Here is a 20,227-nt window from a genome sequence, read left to right on the forward strand (position 1 = left end):
GCGAATGCAGACTGAATTTGTAATCCGGACCCAAGGATCAGGTCTTTACGAATTCACGTCCGAGGTGACGCAGTGGCTGGGGCAGGTGGCGACGGATGGCTTACTGACGCTTTTTGTTCGCCACACCTCCTGTTCATTGCTTGTTCAGGAAAACGCAGACCCCGAAGTTCAAACTGATCTTCGGGCGTTTTTCGAAAGGCTGGTGCCGCCGTCCAATCACCCGGCAATGTCGTATCTTCGGCATACTTATGAAGGCCCCGACGACATGCCAGCGCATATAAAGGCTGCGCTGTTGCCGGTATCCTTGTCGATACCTGTGGTGCAGGGTCGCCCATGCCTTGGAACATGGCAGGGAATATATCTGTTTGAACACCGCACGGCACCACACCAGAGACGGATTGCAGCGCACCTTGTCTGACCCTTTATCTAGCGGTTGAAATTTCCGACTACCCAAACTCTAGTTGCTGCCCTATAGTTGTGGATAAGTAAGTCGCAGCGCTTACAAAAAGAGGCGGAACAAGGGACGAGGAGACGGCGGATGCGCTGCCCGTTTTGCGGAAATATCGATACTCAGGTAAAAGATTCACGTCCGGCAGAGGACCACGTGGCAATCCGCCGACGCCGGTTCTGCCCGGCCTGTGGCGGGCGGTTCACGACCTATGAGCGTGTGCAGCTGCGTGATTTGGTTGTCATAAAGACCAATGGTAAGCGCGAGGATTTCGACCGCGATAAACTGGAACGTTCGATCCGCATCTCGATGCAGAAACGGCCAGTTGATCCCGAGCGGATCGATCAGATGATTTCGGGTATCGTGCGTCGGCTGGAAAGCATGGGCGACACGGATATCCCGTCCCACAAGATCGGTGAGATCGTTATGGAAGCTCTGGCGCGGATCGATACCGTCGCGTATGTTCGCTTTGCGAGTGTGTACAAGAATTTCCAGGCGGCCGATGATTTTGAGGAGTTTGTCCACGAACTGCGCCCGCCGCAGCCACCGACGGACGAGTGAGCGAAAAAGATAAGCGTTTCATGGCGCTGGCCCTGTCACTGGGGCGGCGCGGTCAGGGGATGTGCTGGCCAAACCCTGCGGTGGGGTGTGTTATCGTGCGCAAAGGCCGGATTGTCGGGCGCGGTTGGACCCAGCCGGGCGGCCGCCCCCATGCCGAAACCGAGGCTTTGGCGCAAGCCGGGCAGGCCGCACATGGCGCGACCGCCTATGTGACTTTGGAACCCTGCGCCCACCACGGCAAAACACCCCCCTGTGCCGAGGCTTTGATTGCTGCGGGTGTCGCCCGTGTCGTGGCAGCCGTGGAAGACAGCGATCCGCGTGTCGCGGGGCAGGGCTTTGCCAAGTTGCGCGAGGCCGGAATTAAGGTCGTAACCGGTGTCCTCGCAGAGCAGGCGGAACGTGATCTGGCGGGCTTCTTTCTGAAGACCGAACAGGGCCGACCTTTCGTGACCCTCAAGCTGGCCAGCAGTTTTGACGGGCGGATCGCAACCTCGACCGGGCACAGCCAATGGATTACCGGGCCACAGGCGCGCCGCGTTGTCCATGCCATGCGTGCGCGACACGACGCGGTGATGGTCGGAGCGGGTACAGCGCGGGCTGACGATCCCTCACTGACAGTTCGGGATCTTGGCATTGATCATCAGCCCGTGCGCGTTGTGGTTTCGCGCCATATGGATATATCCCTGATGGGGCATTTGGCCCGCACGGCATCAAAGACACCTGTGTGGCTCTGCCATGCGCATCACCCGGATGCCGAGCGCGCGAAAGCCTGGGAAGGATTGGGCGCAAAGCTGATCCCCTGTGCGTTGAAAGATCATCAGGTTGACGCGGTCGATCTGCTCCAACAGTTGGGGCAAGCCGGTCTGACCAGCGTCTTCTGCGAAGGTGGGGCGGCGCTGGCAGCGTCGCTGCTGGCCGAGGATCTGGTGGATGAACTGGTCGGATTTACCGCTGGATTGACCATCGGAGCCGAAGGTCTGGCTGCCGTGGGAACATTGGCTTTAACGACACTGGACGCCGCGCCACGGTTCGAACTGGTTGAAGCGAAAGTGGTGGGTGGGGATATCCTGCACCGTTGGCGCAGGGCGTCTGACTAGGTTTAGCGCCACAAGTGCGCATGTGTCGCAAACACGCCCTGAAGTTTTGACAGAACTCGATTGAACGGACCGGTCGGAGCACAAGTGCCCTGCGCCAGACGTTCAACGGCAACCTCGACCGGGCAGGGTTGCCCTGTGACCGGGTCGAAATAACGAGGGTAATCAATCAAGGTGGCATGGACGAGGCCCATCAACGTCGGTCGTGCGCCTCGCCGGGCGGGAACAGCCCCCAGATCCGTGGTCAGCCCCCAACCCGCATAAAAGGGCGCGCCCAGAGTTGTAACCTTCACGCCGCGTAGCAAAGCCTCGAACCCCAGAAGCGACGTCATGGTCCATACTTCCTGCACGTGCGGCAACAATGATGCGGGGTCTGTTTGGGTTACGACAATGTCTGCAATCGCCTCGGCATCGATCCTGCCTTCGCGCAGACCCGCTTCGACATCGGGGTGGGGTTTGTAAATCAGGATCGCGTCGGGATTGGCATCGCGCACAGTTTTCAGCAGGTCCAGATTGTTGCGGACCGCGCTGGTACCCAACAGGATCGAGGCGTCGTCCTCGACCTGTCCGGGCACAAGAATACGATGGCCTTCGGGCAGGGTGCTGGTCGGATTGCCGGTATTGTATTTGCTCAGGCCGGCGGCCAAAAGGTTTTCGACAAGACGTTCCGCGCGCAGGTCCTGATCCGGCCTCAACGTTTCACGCAAAGTGATCAGCTCTTCCAACTGGCTGGGTTTTGTCGGGTCGTAATAAATTCCGCTCTCGTCCGTCACCAGCGACAATGGCGGGACCAGTGCCGCCCCAAGCCCGCGTGAACGCATGAACCCGTCTTCGACCCGAACCGCCCCTTCGGTGTTCCTTGCCTGGCTGGCCCAGACCATGTGGGGGCGGTCCAGTGTGCCGGGTTGAGATGCCGTAAAGCGCAGCTTTCCATGTTGCCCGAAAAACTGTTGCAGATGCCTGCGTTTCCACAAGCGCATCCCGGATGCCGTCCAGCCGTTCTTGTCCTGTCGCCAGGCGCGGGTCTTTGCCTCTAACGTGTCCAGTACCGTTTCCAGTTCGCACAGCTGATCGCGATAGGGGTCATACCAAGTCGGGTAAAGCAGCATGGCGGCCGCGAACAATTGCGCCCGTGTCAGGCTGCGCTGGCGGTGCGGAACGGGTCTGTCATCCTGCGTCAGGCCCCATCCGGCATAGAAAGGTTGGCCGAACACACGCGGTTTGTGGCCTGCCAGAATTGCCTCGAACCCCAGTTGCGAGGACACGGTGTAGACAGCAACAGCCCCTTCAAGCAACGGCCATGGGCTGATCGGGTCGCTGAACTGCGTTATCCGGTCTGACAGGTCCTGATCGGTAAAATGCCCCTGACGGTGACCCGCCAGTGTTTCAGGATGCGTCTTGATCAGGATGCGCGCGCCGGGGTTTTCCTCCTGCGCCAACACAAGCATTTCAAGAAACCGGGCGCGGTCCGCTCCGCTTGCTGTTACCGACGCATCGCCGACCGTCTGATCAATCACCAGAACATAACCCGGATCGGGTGGTTCAAGATCGAGATCGAAGGCGGAATACTTGCTGAGGTTAAGCTCTCTGATCCGCGTGATCGCGGCGCGGGCACGGTTCAGCAGGGCCGTGTCATCCAGAGGGTGCGTGGCCAGCGCTGTTTCAAGTTCAGACGGCGTGGCGGCATTGAAATGCAGGCCGGAACGATCCAGCAACAGCCCCAAAGGGGGCTCGCCATTCCGGCCCGGGTGCAGAGATCTGAGAAAGGCGTCCTCGACCCGCAGAATCGGGGCAGCGTGTTTTTCAGCAATCTTAAGACCGCGATGTGCTGTCGGGCTGTTGCCCCAGACGCCTACGCAATCGCCTTCTTTCGGAAATCCCAGTCGAATGTCGTAACCCGAAAGCGACAGAATTCGTCTCAGACGTTTCTGGGTCAAAAAGCCGCCGTTATAAACAAACAGCCGATTTTGCCCGCTCCCGGCTGACGTGTCGGGATCGGGCCGCATGCATCAATTGCCGGTTAGCGTGGCAACGTTTGCAACGGGAGTCAAACCGCCTGCGATAAGTGAGATCGACTTGCTCCACTGCGCATAGGGCGCTTCGGTCACGTAGATCGTATCATCGTCCCGGATCACGAAATCGCGTGCAATGAACAGGCCGTTGGGGGCTGTCAAGTTCAGCAGGTAGATCATGCGCTGATCCCCTTTCAGGTCGGCCCGTCCGGTGACACTGCGGGCGACATCCTGACGTTCCTTGCGCAGAATGAAGATACCCGTTGGATCCGAGGACAGCGTCAGCAGACCGCCGACCTGCGCCAAGGCTTCCAGTGCCGACAGATCCTGACTTTCAAACGCCACGCGCGACTGGCCCCCGGTTGCGCCAAGGGCGATATACGATCTGCTGTCCTCTTCCACCAGAATGCGGTCGCCACCGCGCAGGGCGACGTCCAGCTTGGGGTTGCGGAACAGGTCCTCGTACCAGACGGTACCCTTCTGATCGCCCCGGATCAGGGTCACCAGCGCAATGTCAGACGCGACCGAGACTCCGCCCGCTTGGGACAACATACCAAGCAGCGACCGGGTTGGCCGTTCAATCGGATAAATGCCCGGTGCGGCGACCGTGCCCGTCAGCGAGACGGTGGACCCGTCACCAGCGACGCGCCGCACTTCGACCTGCGGGTCCGGCGTTTGTTCCTGAAGCTTGTCTGTGATCAGAACGCGCAGCTGTTCCGGCGTGTTTCCTGCCGCCCGAATCCGGCCTGCGTAGGGAACAAAGATAAATCCGTCGCTGTCGACCTGAACCTCGTTCAACGCGGTCGCAAGACCAGTTTCGCCGGACAGCAGTCCATCGTCGACGTTTTCCCAGATGGTCAACCCCAGCACGTCTCCAGGGCGAACGGTATCTGCGGTCAATGTCTGGGCACTGCTGAAGGAGGAAGAAAAGCCATACTGAGGAATGGCGGACGTCGCGCGTGTGACGTTGTCGTCAACTTCAACGACATATGCGTTGCCCCCGTTTTGAACTGAACCGGCCAGAATTTCGGATTTGTTCGGTCCGGATTTTGGCAGCTGGCACGCGGCCAGCAGGCCAATTGCAGCCACAAGGGACACACCCCGCACCCATCGCCTAGGAGAGACTTTCACCGCCCGATATCCTCAGTCTTTTGTAGTTACGTGCAGACTAGCTGGTAAGTTGCTTAACTTCCAGTCAGACACCACCCGTTTCATTCGACGACTTTCAACTGTGTCGTTCGCGCCTCGTTCGTGTTCAGAACCGATTGGTAGGGGTCGTTGCTGTCCAAAAGCATATCCACGGCGCGGCGCAGCAGCTGACGGCGGCCACGCCTTGAATAGAACCCGCCGGGTACCTGACTGGTTTCCAGAAGAAATTGCCGATAACAGCGATAGGCTTCGGCATCCGGGTGGTGGGGATCGGCGAAAAACGCCGCGATTGGTTGCTGCGAGACGAAATCGGGCTTGTCATAAACCGAACGCCCGAAAATGCGCAATGGAATGCCCCGCCACAAGACCTGCTGTCCGGCGGTGGAATTCACGGTGACGGCCGAATTCGCCTCATCCAGCAATTTGGCCAGTTTGCCGCCCGGCACATAATGAACCCGGTCGCCGATGCCATGTTTTCCGGCTATCTCGCGGGCCCGGCGTCGCAACGGTTCGCGATGGTTTTCCAACGGGTGTTCCTTTACCGCCAGCCTGTGATGGGCAGGCGCGCCCTGCGCAAATCCTTCGATTACCAGCTCAAGAAATTCACACATGCCCGAAAAGCTGGAATGAGCCTGCACCGAGCTGTCATGCCCAAGCTGCAACAGTACCAGATGATAGGGGTATCCGCCCCATCTGACCCGCGCCGTTGCCACACTTCGTTGAAGGCGATGAAAAGGCATCAAAAACAGGCGCTTGAGGTACAATCTGAATTCTTGCGAGACAGGTAATTCCCTGTGTGGTTGAAAGTTGCGGTAGCGACTGTTCAGGGCCATCACGAACCAATGATAAAGGGCACCATAGAAGATATGGTGCCGCATGTCTCCCCAATGCGACGGGGGCGGGGGCGCCTTTCGGTCGGACAGGGCCAAGGCCTGGCGCATTTGCTGAACGTCCAGCGACATCAGCCGGGAATTTCCGTTTGATCCGTCCCGCTCATAAGTCACCCACCATGGGCGCAGATACCCCTCCTCGAATACATGAACGGTAACTCCGCAAGACCGCGCGATTTCGACCGCACGCGCATGTATGGGTCTGGTGTCGCCATATAGAACAATATCCGTGACAGCTTTTTCAGCGATCAAAGAGGACAGTGTTGCGGGCCAGTTTTCCGGTTTGTCCTGAAACGGGATGTAGCTTGCCTTGTCAAACCAGAACGCCTGATCGCCTGCATTGAACCCAACCCGCCAGACCCGAGCCCCCGTGGCGCGCAACATACGCCCCAAGGCCGGGAAAAAAGGTCCGTGCGGGCCCTGAAGGAACAGGAAGACCCGATCATGAGACCTTGAAGGCAGGTGCGGCATCCGAACTGCTCGTATTGTTGTTGTTGCCAAAACTATGCCCGTTTGGTCGGTGTACGGCAAGGCAGGGCTTGCCCGCGCGGCCCGTTGGCCTTACCTCGACGGTGATAGTCAGGCACAGGTTAGGAACTGAGGGTTAACGGAATGTTTACAGGGATAGTCACCGACATGGGCACCGTCGCCGAGCTGGAGCAGCAGGGAGACCTGCGTGCGCGGATCAGGACTGCGTATGACACTGCGGGCATCGATATCGGGGCCTCGATTGCCAGTGACGGTGTGTGTCTGACCGTGATCGCGCTGGGCGACGATTGGTATGACGTCCAGATCAGTGCGGAAACCGTCTCGAAAACCAATCTCGACACCTGGACTGTCGGCAAGCGTGTCAATCTGGAACGCGCGCTGAAGGTTGGTGACGAATTGGGCGGTCACATCGTCTCGGGCCATGTGGATGGCGTAGCCGAGGTGATCGCGATCAGGGAAGACGGCGACAGCACCCGCGTCACCCTGCGCGCGCCAAAGGATCTTGCACGGTTCATCGCGCCCAAAGGATCGGTGGCATTGAATGGCACATCCCTGACGGTCAATGACGTGACAGATTGCGATTTTGGCATCAACTTCATTCCACACACCAAAGAGGTCACCACTTGGGGTGACGTGCAGGTCGGTGACAGGGTCAATCTTGAGATCGATACGCTGGCCCGTTATGTGGCGCGTCTGGCCGAAATGTCCTGATACGATACGTCGCGTCGGAACAGACCTGCGCCGTTTGTGGACTGGTCTTTGTGCCCTCAGTGGTCTATTCCGCCGTTCAAACATGCCATGCGAAAGGCTGCCCAATGAGCTTTGAGACACCCGGCCCGGTCGAGGCCCGGCTGCGCGACGCGATCAGCCCGATCGAAGACATTATTGAAGAGGCGCGTGCGGGCCGGATGTATATTCTGGTCGATCACGAGGATCGCGAAAACGAGGGCGATCTGGTGATTGCTGCCGAGTTCGCCGATGCCGAGGCCATTAACTTTATGGCCACCCATGGCCGTGGCCTGATCTGTCTGCCGATGACAGCAGAACGGGTCGAAGCACTTGGGCTGCCGATGATGGCGGTGAACAACTCGTCCCGGCACGAAACCGCATTCACCGTGTCAATCGAGGCGCGCGAAGGGGTCAGTACCGGAATCTCTGCCGCCGACCGTGCGCTAACCGTGGCGACTGCGATCAACGAGCAAAACACGATGGCTCATATCGCAACGCCCGGCCACGTCTTCCCCTTGCGCGCCAAGCGGGGGGGGGTGCTGGTGCGTGCCGGTCATACCGAGGCTGCCGTTGATATCTCGCGTCTGGCCGGTCTAAACCCCTCGGGCGTGATCTGTGAGATCATGAAACCCGACGGCACCATGGCGCGTCTGCCCGATCTGGTTGAATTTGCGCAAGAGCACAACATGAAGATCGGCACAATCAGTGACCTGATCGCCTATCGGTCGCGCAACGACAATCTGGTGGTTGAAACCTCGCGTCAGATGGTGACGTCAGAATATGGCGGCGAGTGGGAGATGCGGCTGTTCACCGATCAGACCCATGGCATCGAACATGTGGTCATGATCAAGGGCGACATCACCACACCCGAACCGGTGTTGACCCGCACCCATGCTCTGCACGAGGCCCCCGATATTCTGGGTCTTGGTCCGAAATCCTCGCGCGAACTGCCGCGCGCCATGGAAAAGATTGCTGAAGAAGGACGGGGCGTGGTCTGCCTGTTCCGTCAACCGCGCAACTCGCTATATGCGACGGGTGATGAGGGGCCGCGCACCATTAAACAAACCGGTCTGGGGGCCCAGATCCTGTCCAAGATGGGAATTCAGGAACTGGTTCTGCTGACCGACTCGCCAGAAACCGTATATCTGGGGCTTGACGCGTTTGGCCTGTCCATCGTCGGTACCCGTTCGATTTTGAAGGAAGACTGATCATGGCTGCTCAAGACGAACATGGCGTTCTGCCGACACCGACATTTGACAAGCCGGTCAAGCTGCTGATCGTGGCGGCGCCGTTTTATCGTGCGATTGCCGATAACCTGATCACGGGCGCGAAGGCCGAAATCGAAGCCGCGGGCGGAACCTGCGAAGTGGTCGAGGTGCCCGGCGCGCTGGAAATCCCGACCGCCATCGCAATGGCCGACCGTCAGTGCAACTTTGATGGCTACGTCGCGCTGGGCTGCGTCATTCGCGGCGAGACCACGCATTACGAAACCGTTTGCAATGACTCCAGCCGGGCCATCCAGTTGATGGGCCTGCAGGGCCTGTGCATCGGCAATGGCATTCTGACTGTGGAAAACGACGCGCAGGCCGAAGTCCGCGCGAACCCGAAAAAGATGAATAAAGGGGGTGGGGCTGCTGCTGCGGCCTTGCATCTGATCGCGCTCAGCCGTAAGTGGGGCTCTTCCAAAAAGGGCGTTGGTTTCAAACCGCCGTCCGAGTCCATCCTCGTGGCGGGCGACAGCAACGGACCCTCGACAGCATGACCAAGACAGACGCGCCGAAACCGGCCAACCAGAAACGCCTGATGAAATCCGCCGCCCGGCTTTATGCCGTGCAGGCGCTGTTCCAGATGGAACAGTCCGGGCAAACGACCGAAGCTGTCGTGAATGAGTTTCTGGATCACCGTTTTGGCGCTGTCTATGAGGGTGAGGAAATGTTGGACGGTGATATCAGTGTCTTCCGCTCGTTGGTCGACAATGCGGTGAACTATCAGGCGGCCATCGACCAGATGACGGACCGTGCGCTGGTCGCCAAATGGCCGATCGCTCGGATTGACCCGACCTTGCGGGCGCTGTTCCGTGCGGCTGGGGCAGAGCTGACCCAAAGCGACACGCCGCCAAAGGTTGTCATCACTGAATTTGTTGACGTTGCGCGTGCGTTTTTCCCGGAAGGCAAAGAGCCGAAATTCGTCAATGCTGTGCTGGATCATATGGCCCGCGAGGCACAGCCCGAGGCATTCTGACGCCTTTACGAGAACCAGATATGCGCTAACTTGAATGTCATAGCGCAAAGAGGTTCGCCATGCCCAAACTGATCCGCCTTTATATCACGCAAGTTGCCTGGGGCTTTGTCATTTCGGCTGTGTTTGTCGGCGTCCTGTTGGCGCTGAATGTCGCAAACCTGCGCCATCTGATAACCAGTTCGGAAATCGGTCTTATCGCTTTGGTGATGATCTGGTTCATGAACGGCATTGTCTTTGCCGGTGTCCAGTTCGCCTACAAGATCATGAGCATGGCAGAAAAGCCGCAAGGCCCGCGCCGGGGAACACCGGTTTTAGATGATTTGAAACCAGTTGCGATCAAGCAAGAGGCGAGTGTTTCACGCTAATTTTGATGCCAGGCTTTATCACACCAAGCCTCTTATGGGTTCTCTGGCATATCGTGAGATGGTTGCGCCGACATTGACTGTTGCAGCTTCAAAGCAGATGCAGCCGCTGTCACGTTTGTATGCGGTTGATTTCAGCCTATCGCGGATATTCAGAATGGCGTATCTGGGGCCTTGGTCTGAACATATTCCTTCAATATAGCGCTTTGAATAACCTGCTAATAGGAAGGGACTTTGATCATCTTGTCCAAGCGACTAGTTTGACAACATGGCCTCCGTACCACAATTAACCGACTGGATGATTACCGAAGGACGCCGCTCAGGCGACCCCGTGAAAGTAGTTTCTCATTTCTGCTCGTCATTAGTTGACGAAGGCGTTCCACTCTGGCGAGTCAATATTGGTCAGCGGTTCGCCAATCCGTTACTTATTGCATGGGGGATAGTCTGGACCCCTGACCGGACCGACAGCTACGACGTAACTCATGAAACGATGTCGACAGACGGGTATGTTGGCAGCTCATTTGAGTACATTCTGGAGCACAGAAAGCCACTTCATAAAAGTCTGCGACAACTTGATCCAAGGACCGAGCATTCATCGTATCTTGAATTCGCTGAGTCGGGTGGCACAGACTACTATGCCACCCTTATGTATTATGGTGATGGATCTCTGCACGGTTGTACATTTGTTACACAGGACCCAGACGGTTATTCACCGCAACATCTGGAATTGATTGAGGAAGCTCTGCCTGCTCTATCGTCCGCCTTGGAACCCGTCACAATGCGCAAGTCAGCCAAGGGGCTTCTACGAACATATCTTGGTGATGGGCCCTCTGATGCGGTTTGGAATGGGCGGATCAAGCGGGGCGAACGAACGACAGTTGATGCAGTTGTCATGTTTTCTGATTTGCGAGGTTTCACGGCTCTTTCGGAAGCCGCTCCCGAGGTGGATGTTTTTGACGCGCTGAGCGGTTACTTTGATCTGGTTGTGCAATCCGTAGAAGAGAACGGCGGCGATGTTCTCAAGTTTATGGGTGACGGTATTCTCTCGATCTTCACCATCGCAACTCAGGTTGACCACGCCGACCGATGCCGAAAGGCTGCGCAAGCCGCACAAAGTGTATTGGCCGGTTTGACGACGCTCAACAGTCGCCGCGTTGAGGCTAATAAGTCGTCTTTGGATGTAGGAATCGGGATCAATGTTGGGCAAGTCAGCTATGGCAATATCGGCAGTCCGGGAAGGCTTGATTTCACGGTTCTCGGGGGCGCAGTGAACGTTGCCAGTCGCATAGAAGGTCTAACCAAGTCTATCGGTCACAGAGTGCTGGTAACATCAGCGATTGCTGGGACCTCACCTGATCTGTTTTTGCCTTGTGGGGTTCACGAAGTTCGTGGCCTTGCTAATCCAATCGAATTGTTTTCTCTCATCGAAGGATAGCCTTGAACCAGTTTGCATGAATATTCTTGGGGCCAGGGAATGGGTGCTATGTTTCAACAGGAAGGCTGGTACACTAAGTCAGCATTGCTTTTGGAAGAATTGGGCTATCAGAGCGGATTAATTTGATCTGCATGGCATCCAGGCGTGTAAAGACCGACGTTGGTGGTGCTCTGAGCCAATTCAGCAATGTGGCGGGACCACCAAACAACCGTGTGGTTTGATTCCCGAGGACCTGTATATACAGGTGGGCGCCAGGTAATCAGGCCAGGACCTGAACAGAGCCAGCCCCCTCGGAATTGCTTAAGGCCACCAGAATGCTACCTGTCACAAGAAGGGCAGAACCCGCCACGCGCTTAAGTAGGGCGTCTGACGGGTTCGCACAAGGGGTCAGGCATCAACAGTTTCGTGCAATGCCGTGCGCATCTTGCCAAAGTGCTCGTCCCAACCCTTGTCCAGCGCCAGGATCAGGCCAAAGGCATCGGCCCCCTGCGGCAGGCCTTCATGCCGCAGGTCAAGGCGCGTCCCGCCTGCGACGGGTTCCAGGGTCCACTTGACGACGCTCACCGCGTCGCCCATCGGTTTTACGGTGAACGTGTATTCCAGATATTTTGGAGGGTTGGCAACGCGAACCTCACCCCAGATCAACAGGTCGCCGCTTGTTGTGCCAAACATCTCCAGCTTTTGACCCGCGGTCAGAGGATGTTTCGGTTTGTGGAACCATTCCGCCAGGCGATCCGGGTCTGTAAGATAAGCCCAAACCGTTTCCGGCTCGGCCCTCAGATAGATCGATTTCTTCAGAACTGCATCGGTCATTTCGATTTCCTTTCAACAGCTTCCTTGAGAGAGTTGAGGCGATCGTCCCAGAACTGGTCAAAATACCTGAGCCAGTCCAGAACGGGGGCCATTCCCTGTGGTTCAAGACGGTTAATGCGTTCGCGGCCACGGGTTTCGACGGTGATCAAGCCGCCGTCGGATAGCACGGTCAGATGCTTTTTGACCGCGGCCCGGGTCATGTCGAACTGGTCTGTCAACTGCCCGATGGTCATGTCCTGAGACGAAAGCAATTGTACAATGTCCCTACGTGTGGGATCGGCCAGCGCTCGGAACGCGTTTTGAGTTTGGTTATCCATAAGCAACCCCAGAAGAGATACCATTTGGTATCATATTAATGCGATACCTAATGGTGTCATGTCAAGCGCGATGGAGCACTTTACTTTTGTTCACCAATTGTTCACATTTGGGGTATGTTGTTAGATTTGCAGCCCGGACAGAAACTGGCGCGTGGCGTCGCACGCCACCTTGCCGCGCATGGTTTTGTTTCTGTTGAAGAATTCGTTCCGGCACGTGGTTTGCGTGTCGATGTGATGGGGCTGGGTCCCAAAGGTGAGATTTGGGTGATCGAATGCAAATCCAGCCGTGCCGATTATCAATCGGATGCCAAATGGCAGGGCTATTTGGAATGGTGTGATCGATTCTTCTGGGCCGTGGATACCGAGTTTCCGACCGATCTGTTACCTGATGAAACGGGCTTGATCATTGCTGACGCCTATGATGCCGAGATCGTGCGCATGGCGCCCGAGGACAAGCTTGCCCCGGCGCGGCGCAAGAAGATGATCCAGAAATTTGCAACAGATGCAGCACGCCGTCTGCATGCGCTGCGCGATCCGCGCTTGTAAAAGCTCAGCCTTTGACGGCGAGGGCGGCCTGTATCGCGGCGCGGATCTCATCGGCGATTTCTTCGGCTTCCTCGGGGTCGAAATCCATCGGAATCTCGATGCCGTCGGCTTCGATGAACAAGCGTACCATCCCCTGATCGGTCGGACCGATTTGCAGGTTGGCCTGAATATCGCGTTCGGTATTGATGCCCATCTATGCCTCCGAGACTGAGCATTCGTGCTAGCGCGCACGGGGTTGAGAATCAAGTCACCTTTGCGGTCAGATAAGACATGGAAAATGTGGTTCTCAGAACGTTTCGCCCCGATGATGCCGCGTGGCTGGTTGGACAGCACGGGTTACTCTATGCGCGCGACGAAGGATTTGATGACAGCTTTGCCCCATTGGTTGCGCGCATCCTTGAGGAGTTCATTGCCAACAATGACCCGTCCTTTGAAAAAGGCTGGATTGCTGAACGGGCTGGGCAAAGATTGGGTAGCATCTTCTGCGTGCGTGTTGACCAGACAACCGCCAAACTGCGCCTCTTCCTGCTTGTCCCCGAAGCGCGCGGACTTGGGTTGGGGAAACGGCTGTTACAGACCTGTACAGACTTCGCACGCGAGGCTGGATATCGGGAAATGGTTTTGTGGACCCATGAAAGTCATACGGCTGCCTGCGCGCTTTACAGGGCGTTTGGCTGGGAACTGATCGACAGCAAACCGGTGCATTCCTTTGGCGTCGATCTTGTCGAACAAAGCTGGAGAATTAGGCTTTAATCCTCTTGCATTCCCCCGGCGCGTTCGGTACATCGCCCCTCACAAAGTGCCGCCTTAGCTCAGTTGGTTAGAGCGCTGGATTGTGGATCCAGAGGTCCCCTGTTCAAGCCAGGGAGGCGGTACCATTCCCCCCAAATCGACTGTCCGTGTTCGCATCACCAAGCGTATTACAAGCGTAGTGTAGGCTTGAACGCCGGAATTTACGGCGCGCTGTCCTTTAGCGCGCCAGGTTCAGTTTGAACCGCATTTTTGCCCGTTTGGCGGTGGGCAGGTGGCGGTTCAGGCGTTTGTTGATCAGGCCAAATCCCCCGACAATCACCAATGTCAGCAGGATGAAATAGAACGCCAGAATTGGATAGGGGATGAAGGGGTTGAACGTTTTGTCCGCGAAATAGCTGGCGTAATAGAGCGCGTCGCCACGTTGTTGCCAGGCCGGAAAGGCCGAGAAGAAGACCAGCGTGGTGGCATGGAACAGAAAGATCGCTTCGTTCGTATAGGCCGGCCAGGCCAGACGCAGCATGGTGGGCCAGACGATCCGCCGAAACCGCGACCAGCCGGACATGCCATAGGCATCTGCCGCTTCGATATCTCCCTTGGGGATCGAGCGCAGGGCACCGTAAAAAATCTCACCCGAATAGGCTGCGGTGTTCAGGAACAGCACGATCAGCGCCCCCAGCCAGGCCGAGGTGAAGGCGTCGAACATCGGATATGTTTTCTTCAGCGACAGGAAGAAGAAATAGGCAAAGAAGAACTGGATAAAGAGAGGCGAGCCCCGGAACAGAAAGATGAACCATTCGGCAGGTTTGCGCAGCCATTTGTTGGTCGAGGCTTTGCCGACGGCCAGCGCGGTGGCCAGAAAGAACCCGGTCGCCAGCGCCATGACGCCGAAATAGATGTTCCAGATCATGCCCGAGCCGATCAGGGTGAACTGTTCGCACAGGGTGAAATCGGTCTTGGGCAGCAGGCGTTCGCCAAAGCCAAGCGACCGCAGGCCGTAATCCTGAATGGTCTGGATGCAGCTCATGATCGGGCTCCTTGGAAAGGAGATTGCGGGCGCGAGAGAGATTGCTGTGCAATCGCGTGCGGCACCCGGTTGCGGTCTTGAACGCGGATCATCATGCCGTGGTCTCCTTGCGCAGAAGCTCTCCGCCGGAAGTGGCCTGTCCGTGGGACAATCGCCGCATCAGTTTTTCAAGCCCAAGTTCCGAGAAACGGGTCATGCCAAGGTAAAAGATCAGCAGGAACAGGAAATACCACATGCGCCAGTCGCCATGCGGGTATTGCGTGAATTTCGAGGTTTTGGTGCCGCCCAGTTCGCGCGCCCAATACACGATATCTTCGACGCCCAGCAGGAAGAGCAGGGGTGTCGCCTTGATCAGCACCATCCACAGATTGGACAGGCCGGGCAGCGCGTAAACCCACATCTGAGGTACGAGGATTTTCCAGAAGGTCTGGCGGCGATTCATGCCATAAGCTTCGGCCGTTTCCAGTTGCGCATGTGGTACGGCGCGCATTCCGCCGAACAGGACATTGGCCGCGAAAGCACCAAAAACGATAGAGAAGGTGATGACCGCAAGGAAAAACCCATAGGTTTCATGCACCCATTCAGGCGCGGTTCCAAGTGGCAGCTTGGCGGCCTGACAAACGAGGAAGTCATTGCCCTGGCGGATTGGGTCGGTCCAGTCCGGGCACAATATCTTATGCCGCGTCCACTCAAACGCCTGATCCAACGCGATGACGAAGAACAGGAAAAACGCAATGTCGGGCACGCCGCGCACAATCGCGATATATCCTTTGCCCAACCAGCTGAGGGGCGGGAAATGCGAGCGCGCCGCCATGGCTCCAGCAAACCCGAAGCCAAGAGCGACGGGCGCGGTCACAGCCAGCAAGGCCAAAACCTTGATGAAAGACAGGTAGAACGACCAGTGGACGCCATTGGTCAGGTAGCATGAAAACCAGCGGAACGTGCCCAGCGTGTCAGGATCAGCGCAGTACGAGAACATATGGCGTCTTTCCAACGTCTGTTCCGGCTAGGCCGGAAGCGGCCCGGCGCCAAAGCACCGGACCGGGATTGGTCAGGTCTTAGTTGGTGACGACCGAACCGTCAGTACCGTATGTGGCGGTGCCCTCACCGAACCACTTGATCAGCATCTCGTTCAGCGTGCCGTCAGCTTTCATCGAAGTGATGGCTTCGTCGAATTTGCCGCGCAGTTCACCGTCGCTTTCACGCAGGCCCATGCCGACACCGCCGCCCAGCGGAACCGGATCGCCGATAAAGACCAGCTCACCGCCCGATTCCTCGACCAGCGGCACCAGATAGTCGCGGTCGGCCAGAACGGCATCGGCTTCACCGTTACGGACGGCTGCAATGGTTTCTTCCGGGGTCGCGAATTCGACCAGGGTTGCACCGGATTCGGCAACGTGGCCTGCCTGGATCGTGGCGGTTTGCGCAGCAACGACACCGCCGGTTACGTCTGCCGAGTCAGAGGTCGCGACATAGGCCGACGCGGTCGGCGGGTAATAGTCTTGGGTAAAGTCGATGACCTCATCACGTTCGGCTGTGATCGACATACCGGCGATGATGGTGTCGTAGTTGCCCGAGACCAGATTCGGAATGATCGAGTCCCAGTCGTTCTTGACCCATTCACACTCCAGGTTAGCGCGTTTGCATAGCTCGTCGCCGACTTCACGCTCGAACCCGTCGATTTCACCTGCATCGTTGATGAAGTTGTACGGAGGGTAGGCGCCCTCGGTGCCCATGCGGACCGTGTCGGCCATCGCGATACCAGCAGTCAGCGCCAGGGCTGCAGTGGACAGAATCAGGTTTTTCATTGGTTACTCCCCAGTTTTGGTTCTGTTCTAGAAGTTAAGCCGCTTGAGTAGCGGAGAGAAAGCCCCGAAGCCGTTCGGATTCGGGTGACGTAAAGATATCTTCGGGCAAACCTTCTTCCTCGATCAGGCCCTGATGAAGAAATACCACGTGGCTCGAGATATCTGCCGCCATTTTCATGTCATGGGTCACGATGATCATGGTGCGCCCTTCTGCGGCCAGATCCTTGATCACCTTGATCACTTCCTGTTCAAGTTCGGGATCCAGCGCCGAGGTCGGTTCGTCGAACAACAGCGCCTGCGGTTCCATGCACAGCCCCCGCGCGATCGCGGCACGCTGTTGCTGACCGCCGGACAATTGCGCCGGATAGGCGTCGCATTTGTCGCCAATCCCAACTTTCTCAAGGTATTTGCGCGCGCTGTCTTCCACTTCGGCCTTGTCGCGGCCCAGAACGGTCACGGGGGCTTCCATCACATTTTGCAGGATGGTCATATGCGCCCACAGATTGAACTGCTGAAACACCATCGACAGGTTGGTGCGGATGCGCAGAACCTGCTTGGGGTCCGCGGGGCGACGCCCATGGCTATCGCCCGACCATTTGACAGGTTCGCCTTTGAACAGGATTTCGCCCTGCTGGCTGTCTTCCAACAGATTGCAGCAGCGCAGCAAAGTTGATTTTCCTGACCCCGATGACCCGATCAGCGAGACCACGTCGCCGCCATGCGCTGTGATATCCACCCCCTTCAACACTTCCAGATTGCCGAAGCTTTTGTGAAGGTTTTTGATTTCGATGACGGGAGCGATTTCTGTCACGGGCAGTCCAGTAGTTTGTGGTGTTGGTGCGGTAATAGGGCCGAAAAATTTGCTCAATGCAATGCGCAATTCGCAAATTCAGGGTCGGAAACAGCCAAAATGACCAAATGCACCGGACAATTTGGTCATCAGATTATCCGCTGTGCGCATGGCGGTGGCGGGGTCGGTACGGACAGGTACTCCTCCGCCGGGATGTCGACCAAATCCTGAATGTGCAGCGTTTTGCGGTCGTGTTCGGTAAGGCTGTTTATCGCAGCTCGAACTGCGTCTGCGACCTGATCAACGTTTTGGTCGGGTCCGGTAATATAGGGCAGGGTCGGTGTCGGAGAGGTTTTTGCCAGTTCGCGCAGGCTTTCGCCCAGATCGGTATGTTCCTGCAACATCATCCAGGTCAACGCATCCAGCGCGGCGATATCTGCCTTCCCGTCAGAGACCGCCTGCGCCGACAACGCGTGACCGCCTGTCTCCAACAGCGACACAGGATGCAGGTTCTCCCGGGATAGATGCGTGATCGGTGCCGCCCAGCCGGACTGAGACAGCGCTTCGTTATACGCGAAGATACCGTCTGTCATGCCCGCCAGCGTGCGGTTGTCGTCGCGCCGCGCCACAAAGACCGAGCAATAATGCCCGGCAGGACAACCGGGAAGGCCATAATCCGGGGTGCCCACCAGTTGAACCCGACCATGCAAGCGTGTGCGATAGGGCATTCCACAGGTCTGTGCCAGCACCAGATCGGGATCAAGCCAGACCTGCCAAACATCGGCGCCTCGGGTCAGCTGTTCCGGACCATGTCCCAGATGCGTGCGAATCAACGCCCAGAACCGGTCATTGGCGGCCTGAACCTCGGGCATGTCGTACATGCCAAGCATGGCTATCAAGATTTGGCGGCCTTTTGCCGGGCCAAAGCCGAATCCACGTCGCTGACCCCCAGCAGGCTGACAACCAGACGCAGCAGCGAATCCTCCTCACCCGTACGGTGGCCATCAGCCAGCGCCACCGACCACAGCGCCTGAACCACCGCCAGCCGGTTTTCATAAGCGACAGCTTCTTTGATGGCACGGGTAAAACGGACCGTGTCGGGGGCCTCGGCCTCAAGATCTTCGGCACGGGCGCGCAAAGCCGCGCTTTCGAACGGGGACAAACCGTATCGTTCAGCCGAGATGCGGTCGATGCGCGCCATCTCAGAATCAGAATAATCGTTGTCAGATCGTGCCAGACGCACCAGCAGGGCCGTCAGGGCCAGGCGGGCATCATCTTCGACAAGCGGGTCGGGCTTGGGCTGTGTGAGCCTGGAAAGAAAGTCGCTGAACATGGGTAAGATATAGCGGGCGCTTAACTCACATCCAAGCGGCTTTGGACGCGCTCGCGCGCTGCCTGACTGTCATTATAGCTCAGGCCCATGGCAATGCGGGCTTCTTCGACGATCTTTATCTCGCCCTCGTCCGAACTGCCATCTGCCAGAACGATTTCCCACAACGCGTCAAGGGCTGCCAGCCGCTCTTTTAGGTCCGTGGTTTCCCGGATCAGTTTGCCGAACGTATCAGTTTCCGGTGCCGCAGCATGGAGCTTTTCGCAGGTGGCCCGAACCTTGGCCGCCTCAATCGCGTTATGCTGGTAAAGACGAGCCAGTATCTTGTCGATCAGACTGATCTCTTCCAGCTTATAATCGCGATCTGCCTGCGCGACGCGCACCATCAGAGCACCCAGAGCAAGTTCTGCATCCGGGTCCGGCAATTGTTCATGATGAGGCGGTCTGAGCGCCTTAAAGAACCTTTTCAACATAACAAACACCTAGACGACAGGTCGTGATCGGCCAAGCACGAAATGCCGGTCTTGCTATAGTATTGCGTGTGTCCCGCGCTGAACCAGAGCTGCGCGGCACCGGGTACACACCGGCCAACAATCAATCATTGCCCAATATCTATGAGTTTCAATTTGTCCTTAAGAAACAAAGGCCTGCGTTTACCAGGTCAGCGCCTCTTTGGCTGCGTTCTGCAACCAGGCCAGCATCTGGCGATAGGGGACCGGGCCGTAGCTGATCCGCGCGACCCCGAGCTTTGCCAGAGTGGCCGTATCCGGCGTGCCGGGCAGAGCGATGATATTGACCGGCAACGTGGTGGATTCGCAAAGCCGGGCGATCAGGGCTTCGTTCTTTAGCCCGGGGGCAAAGAATCCGCTGGCGCCTGCGTCAGCATAGGCATTGGCACGGGCAATGGCCTCATCCAGCATCGTGTCGTCATGGGTGTCCGCTGCGGCCTTCAGGAAGATATCTGTGCGCGCATTGACATAGCCGGGAATGCTTGCGCGCGCGCAAGCGTCGCACATCGCTTCAACGCGTTTGGCCTGAGTGGCGATATCGTAGAGACCGTCACCACCGATGATCTGGTCTTCAAAGTTGAACCCAACAACACCGCAGTCAAGTGCGCGCCGAACGTTTTGCGCGATCCCTTGCGGGTCTTCGGCATAAGCCCCCTCGAAATCCAGTGTTACCGGCAAATCAATCGCCGCAACGATGCGGCGTACATTGTCCAACGCGGCCTCAAGTGGAATGTTCTGCCCGTCGCCATAGCCCTGCGCCATGGCAACAGGGGCACTGCCGGTCGCGATGGCCTGGGCACCAGCGTCCCGAACGGCGCCAGCGCTGCCAGCGTCCCAGATATTGAACAGAATGACAGGATCGCCCTTCTTGTGAAGGCTGGTAAAGGTCACGGCTTTCTGGGACTGGCTGGTCATCGGAACTCTCCT

Annotated in this window: 25 protein-coding genes and 1 tRNA gene; 12 read left to right on the forward strand and 14 right to left on the reverse strand. The window is 57.5% G+C overall.

Annotated elements, in window-relative coordinates; genetic code table 11:
- Positions 1-4 precede the first annotated feature (4 nt).
- From ACR0EK_RS09495 to ribD, 3 genes are all read left to right on the forward strand, one after another.
- The gene (locus tag ACR0EK_RS09495; RefSeq protein WP_480486070.1) at positions 5-418 is read left to right on the forward strand and encodes a secondary thiamine-phosphate synthase enzyme YjbQ; all 414 of its coding nucleotides are present in this window, start codon (positions 5-7) and stop codon (positions 416-418) included.
- Between the two features lie 120 nt (positions 419-538).
- Positions 539-1,009, forward strand: coding sequence for a transcriptional regulator NrdR (gene nrdR, locus ACR0EK_RS09500; RefSeq protein ID WP_267367325.1), 471 nt, complete (start codon positions 539-541; stop codon positions 1,007-1,009).
- Positions 1,006-2,106 carry a bifunctional diaminohydroxyphosphoribosylaminopyrimidine deaminase/5-amino-6-(5-phosphoribosylamino)uracil reductase RibD gene (gene ribD, locus ACR0EK_RS09505; protein ID WP_480486068.1) on the forward strand — a complete coding sequence of 367 codons (1,101 nt, stop codon included), beginning with the start codon at positions 1,006-1,008 and terminating at the stop codon, positions 2,104-2,106. Before nrdR ends, ribD begins: the two co-directional genes overlap by 4 nt.
- 2 nt (positions 2,107-2,108) lie before the next feature.
- Here ribD and ACR0EK_RS09510 read toward each other — a convergent pair whose 3' ends face one another.
- The 3 genes from ACR0EK_RS09510 to ACR0EK_RS09520 form a co-directional block, all read right to left on the reverse strand.
- Complete coding sequence (locus ACR0EK_RS09510) at positions 2,109-4,109, reverse strand: capsular polysaccharide biosynthesis protein (protein ID WP_480899579.1); 2,001 nt, start codon at positions 4,107-4,109, stop codon at positions 2,109-2,111.
- Between the two features lie 3 nt (positions 4,110-4,112).
- Complete coding sequence (locus ACR0EK_RS09515; protein WP_480899581.1) at positions 4,113-5,246, reverse strand: polysaccharide biosynthesis/export family protein; 1,134 nt, start codon at positions 5,244-5,246, stop codon at positions 4,113-4,115.
- A gap of 80 nt (positions 5,247-5,326) precedes the next feature.
- A complete protein-coding gene (locus ACR0EK_RS09520) occupies positions 5,327-6,625 on the reverse strand; it encodes a capsule biosynthesis protein (protein WP_480967768.1) in 1,299 nt (432 codons plus the stop codon).
- Between the two features lie 141 nt (positions 6,626-6,766).
- Here ACR0EK_RS09520 and ACR0EK_RS09525 point away from each other — a divergent pair, with 141 nt between their 5' ends.
- The 6 genes from ACR0EK_RS09525 (at position 6,767) to ACR0EK_RS09550 (ending at position 11,410) form a co-directional block, all read left to right on the forward strand.
- On the forward strand, positions 6,767-7,354 hold the full coding sequence (locus ACR0EK_RS09525) for a riboflavin synthase (RefSeq protein ID WP_480583510.1): 588 nt from the start codon (positions 6,767-6,769) through the stop codon (positions 7,352-7,354).
- 104 nt (positions 7,355-7,458) lie between these two features.
- Entirely contained in the window at positions 7,459-8,580 is a 1,122-nt protein-coding gene (gene ribB, locus ACR0EK_RS09530; RefSeq protein ID WP_267365297.1) for a 3,4-dihydroxy-2-butanone-4-phosphate synthase, read from the forward strand.
- A gap of 2 nt (positions 8,581-8,582) precedes the next feature.
- A complete protein-coding gene (locus ACR0EK_RS09535) occupies positions 8,583-9,134 on the forward strand; it encodes a 6,7-dimethyl-8-ribityllumazine synthase (RefSeq protein ID WP_209504307.1) in 552 nt (183 codons plus the stop codon).
- Positions 9,131-9,613: a transcription antitermination factor NusB gene (nusB, locus tag ACR0EK_RS09540; RefSeq protein WP_480481565.1), complete on the forward strand. Its 483-nt coding sequence runs from the start codon at positions 9,131-9,133 to the stop codon at positions 9,611-9,613. Before ACR0EK_RS09535 ends, nusB begins: the two co-directional genes overlap by 4 nt.
- Before the next feature lie 59 nt (positions 9,614-9,672).
- A complete protein-coding gene (locus tag ACR0EK_RS09545) occupies positions 9,673-9,978 on the forward strand; it encodes a hypothetical protein (RefSeq protein WP_480481563.1) in 306 nt (101 codons plus the stop codon).
- A 265-nt stretch (positions 9,979-10,243) separates the two neighbouring features.
- Positions 10,244-11,410 carry an adenylate/guanylate cyclase domain-containing protein gene (locus ACR0EK_RS09550; protein WP_480899585.1) on the forward strand — a complete coding sequence of 389 codons (1,167 nt, stop codon included), beginning with the start codon at positions 10,244-10,246 and terminating at the stop codon, positions 11,408-11,410.
- 387 nt (positions 11,411-11,797) lie between these two features.
- On the opposite strand, the gene ACR0EK_RS09555 is transcribed toward ACR0EK_RS09550, so the two are convergent.
- Both ACR0EK_RS09555 and ACR0EK_RS09560 read right to left on the reverse strand, forming a co-directional pair.
- Entirely contained in the window at positions 11,798-12,223 is a 426-nt protein-coding gene (locus ACR0EK_RS09555) for an SRPBCC family protein (protein ID WP_480899587.1), read from the reverse strand.
- Positions 12,220-12,540, reverse strand: coding sequence for an ArsR/SmtB family transcription factor (locus tag ACR0EK_RS09560; protein ID WP_480899657.1), 321 nt, complete (start codon positions 12,538-12,540; stop codon positions 12,220-12,222). Before ACR0EK_RS09560 ends, ACR0EK_RS09555 begins: the two co-directional genes overlap by 4 nt.
- Before the next feature lie 114 nt (positions 12,541-12,654).
- Between ACR0EK_RS09560 and ACR0EK_RS09565 the strand changes: the two genes are divergently transcribed.
- Positions 12,655-13,086 (forward strand): MmcB family DNA repair protein, encoded by a 432-nt coding sequence (locus ACR0EK_RS09565; protein WP_209504302.1) that lies wholly within the window; start codon positions 12,655-12,657, stop codon positions 13,084-13,086.
- Positions 13,087-13,090: 4 nt separating this feature from the next.
- Here ACR0EK_RS09565 and ACR0EK_RS09570 read toward each other — a convergent pair whose 3' ends face one another.
- Positions 13,091-13,279: a DUF6324 family protein gene (locus tag ACR0EK_RS09570; RefSeq protein WP_117869403.1), complete on the reverse strand. Its 189-nt coding sequence runs from the start codon at positions 13,277-13,279 to the stop codon at positions 13,091-13,093.
- Between the two features lie 77 nt (positions 13,280-13,356).
- Between ACR0EK_RS09570 and ACR0EK_RS09575 the strand changes: the two genes are divergently transcribed.
- Positions 13,357-13,839, forward strand: coding sequence for a GNAT family N-acetyltransferase (locus ACR0EK_RS09575; protein ID WP_480486055.1), 483 nt, complete (start codon positions 13,357-13,359; stop codon positions 13,837-13,839).
- 48 nt (positions 13,840-13,887) lie between these two features.
- Positions 13,888-13,964, forward strand: a tRNA-His gene (locus tag ACR0EK_RS09580).
- 92 nt (positions 13,965-14,056) lie between these two features.
- Here ACR0EK_RS09580 and ACR0EK_RS09585 read toward each other — a convergent pair.
- The 8 genes from ACR0EK_RS09585 to ACR0EK_RS09620 form a co-directional block, all read right to left on the reverse strand.
- Positions 14,057-14,863: an ABC transporter permease gene (locus ACR0EK_RS09585; RefSeq protein WP_209595834.1), complete on the reverse strand. Its 807-nt coding sequence runs from the start codon at positions 14,861-14,863 to the stop codon at positions 14,057-14,059.
- A gap of 91 nt (positions 14,864-14,954) precedes the next feature.
- Entirely contained in the window at positions 14,955-15,842 is an 888-nt protein-coding gene (locus tag ACR0EK_RS09590) for an ABC transporter permease (RefSeq protein ID WP_480481688.1), read from the reverse strand.
- Positions 15,843-15,921: 79 nt separating this feature from the next.
- The gene (locus ACR0EK_RS09595) at positions 15,922-16,671 is read right to left on the reverse strand and encodes a transporter substrate-binding domain-containing protein (protein WP_267365285.1); all 750 of its coding nucleotides are present in this window, start codon (positions 16,669-16,671) and stop codon (positions 15,922-15,924) included.
- Positions 16,672-16,705: 34 nt separating this feature from the next.
- Positions 16,706-17,482: an ABC transporter ATP-binding protein gene (locus ACR0EK_RS09600; protein ID WP_267365283.1), complete on the reverse strand. Its 777-nt coding sequence runs from the start codon at positions 17,480-17,482 to the stop codon at positions 16,706-16,708.
- 128 nt (positions 17,483-17,610) lie between these two features.
- Entirely contained in the window at positions 17,611-18,360 is a 750-nt protein-coding gene (locus ACR0EK_RS09605; protein ID WP_480899593.1) for a phosphate/phosphite/phosphonate ABC transporter substrate-binding protein, read from the reverse strand.
- The gene (locus ACR0EK_RS09610; RefSeq protein WP_209504296.1) at positions 18,357-18,794 is read right to left on the reverse strand and encodes a tellurite resistance TerB family protein; all 438 of its coding nucleotides are present in this window, start codon (positions 18,792-18,794) and stop codon (positions 18,357-18,359) included. The genes ACR0EK_RS09605 and ACR0EK_RS09610 overlap by 4 nt, the downstream gene beginning before the upstream one ends.
- 20 nt (positions 18,795-18,814) lie before the next feature.
- The gene (locus tag ACR0EK_RS09615; protein WP_209504295.1) at positions 18,815-19,264 is read right to left on the reverse strand and encodes a tellurite resistance TerB family protein; all 450 of its coding nucleotides are present in this window, start codon (positions 19,262-19,264) and stop codon (positions 18,815-18,817) included.
- A gap of 180 nt (positions 19,265-19,444) precedes the next feature.
- Positions 19,445-20,215: an isocitrate lyase/PEP mutase family protein gene (locus ACR0EK_RS09620; protein ID WP_480899595.1), complete on the reverse strand. Its 771-nt coding sequence runs from the start codon at positions 20,213-20,215 to the stop codon at positions 19,445-19,447.
- Between the last annotated feature and the right edge of the window lie 12 nt (positions 20,216-20,227).

This window comes from Ruegeria sp. AE4 (assembly GCF_056542185.1).

Excerpts from the sequence above, each read along its gene's own strand:
- ACR0EK_RS09495 (WP_480486070.1), top strand. The coding sequence starts at position 5 with ATGCAGACTGAATTTGTAATCCGGACCCAAGGATCAGGTCTTTACGAA.
- nrdR (WP_267367325.1), top strand. The coding sequence starts at position 539 with ATGCGCTGCCCGTTTTGCGGAAATATCGATACTCAGGTAAAAGATTCA.
- ACR0EK_RS09510 (WP_480899579.1), bottom strand. The coding sequence starts at position 4,109 with ATGCGGCCCGATCCCGACACGTCAGCCGGGAGCGGGCAAAATCGGCTG.
- ACR0EK_RS09520 (WP_480967768.1), bottom strand. The coding sequence starts at position 6,625 with ATGCCGCACCTGCCTTCAAGGTCTCATGATCGGGTCTTCCTGTTCCTT.
- ACR0EK_RS09525 (WP_480583510.1), top strand. The coding sequence starts at position 6,767 with ATGTTTACAGGGATAGTCACCGACATGGGCACCGTCGCCGAGCTGGAG.
- ribB (WP_267365297.1), top strand. The coding sequence starts at position 7,459 with ATGAGCTTTGAGACACCCGGCCCGGTCGAGGCCCGGCTGCGCGACGCG.
- ACR0EK_RS09535 (WP_209504307.1), top strand. The coding sequence starts at position 8,583 with ATGGCTGCTCAAGACGAACATGGCGTTCTGCCGACACCGACATTTGAC.
- nusB (WP_480481565.1), top strand. The coding sequence starts at position 9,131 with ATGACCAAGACAGACGCGCCGAAACCGGCCAACCAGAAACGCCTGATG.
- ACR0EK_RS09545 (WP_480481563.1), top strand. The coding sequence starts at position 9,673 with ATGCCCAAACTGATCCGCCTTTATATCACGCAAGTTGCCTGGGGCTTT.
- ACR0EK_RS09550 (WP_480899585.1), top strand. The coding sequence starts at position 10,244 with ATGGCCTCCGTACCACAATTAACCGACTGGATGATTACCGAAGGACGC.
- ACR0EK_RS09555 (WP_480899587.1), bottom strand. The coding sequence starts at position 12,223 with ATGACCGATGCAGTTCTGAAGAAATCGATCTATCTGAGGGCCGAGCCG.
- ACR0EK_RS09560 (WP_480899657.1), bottom strand. The coding sequence starts at position 12,540 with ATGGATAACCAAACTCAAAACGCGTTCCGAGCGCTGGCCGATCCCACA.
- ACR0EK_RS09565 (WP_209504302.1), top strand. The coding sequence starts at position 12,655 with ATGTTGTTAGATTTGCAGCCCGGACAGAAACTGGCGCGTGGCGTCGCA.
- ACR0EK_RS09570 (WP_117869403.1), bottom strand. The coding sequence starts at position 13,279 with ATGGGCATCAATACCGAACGCGATATTCAGGCCAACCTGCAAATCGGT.
- ACR0EK_RS09575 (WP_480486055.1), top strand. The coding sequence starts at position 13,357 with ATGGAAAATGTGGTTCTCAGAACGTTTCGCCCCGATGATGCCGCGTGG.
- ACR0EK_RS09585 (WP_209595834.1), bottom strand. The coding sequence starts at position 14,863 with ATGAGCTGCATCCAGACCATTCAGGATTACGGCCTGCGGTCGCTTGGC.
- ACR0EK_RS09590 (WP_480481688.1), bottom strand. The coding sequence starts at position 15,842 with ATGTTCTCGTACTGCGCTGATCCTGACACGCTGGGCACGTTCCGCTGG.
- ACR0EK_RS09595 (WP_267365285.1), bottom strand. The coding sequence starts at position 16,671 with ATGAAAAACCTGATTCTGTCCACTGCAGCCCTGGCGCTGACTGCTGGT.
- ACR0EK_RS09610 (WP_209504296.1), bottom strand. The coding sequence starts at position 18,794 with ATGTTCAGCGACTTTCTTTCCAGGCTCACACAGCCCAAGCCCGACCCG.
- ACR0EK_RS09615 (WP_209504295.1), bottom strand. The coding sequence starts at position 19,264 with ATGTTGAAAAGGTTCTTTAAGGCGCTCAGACCGCCTCATCATGAACAA.
- ACR0EK_RS09620 (WP_480899595.1), bottom strand. The coding sequence starts at position 20,215 with ATGACCAGCCAGTCCCAGAAAGCCGTGACCTTTACCAGCCTTCACAAG.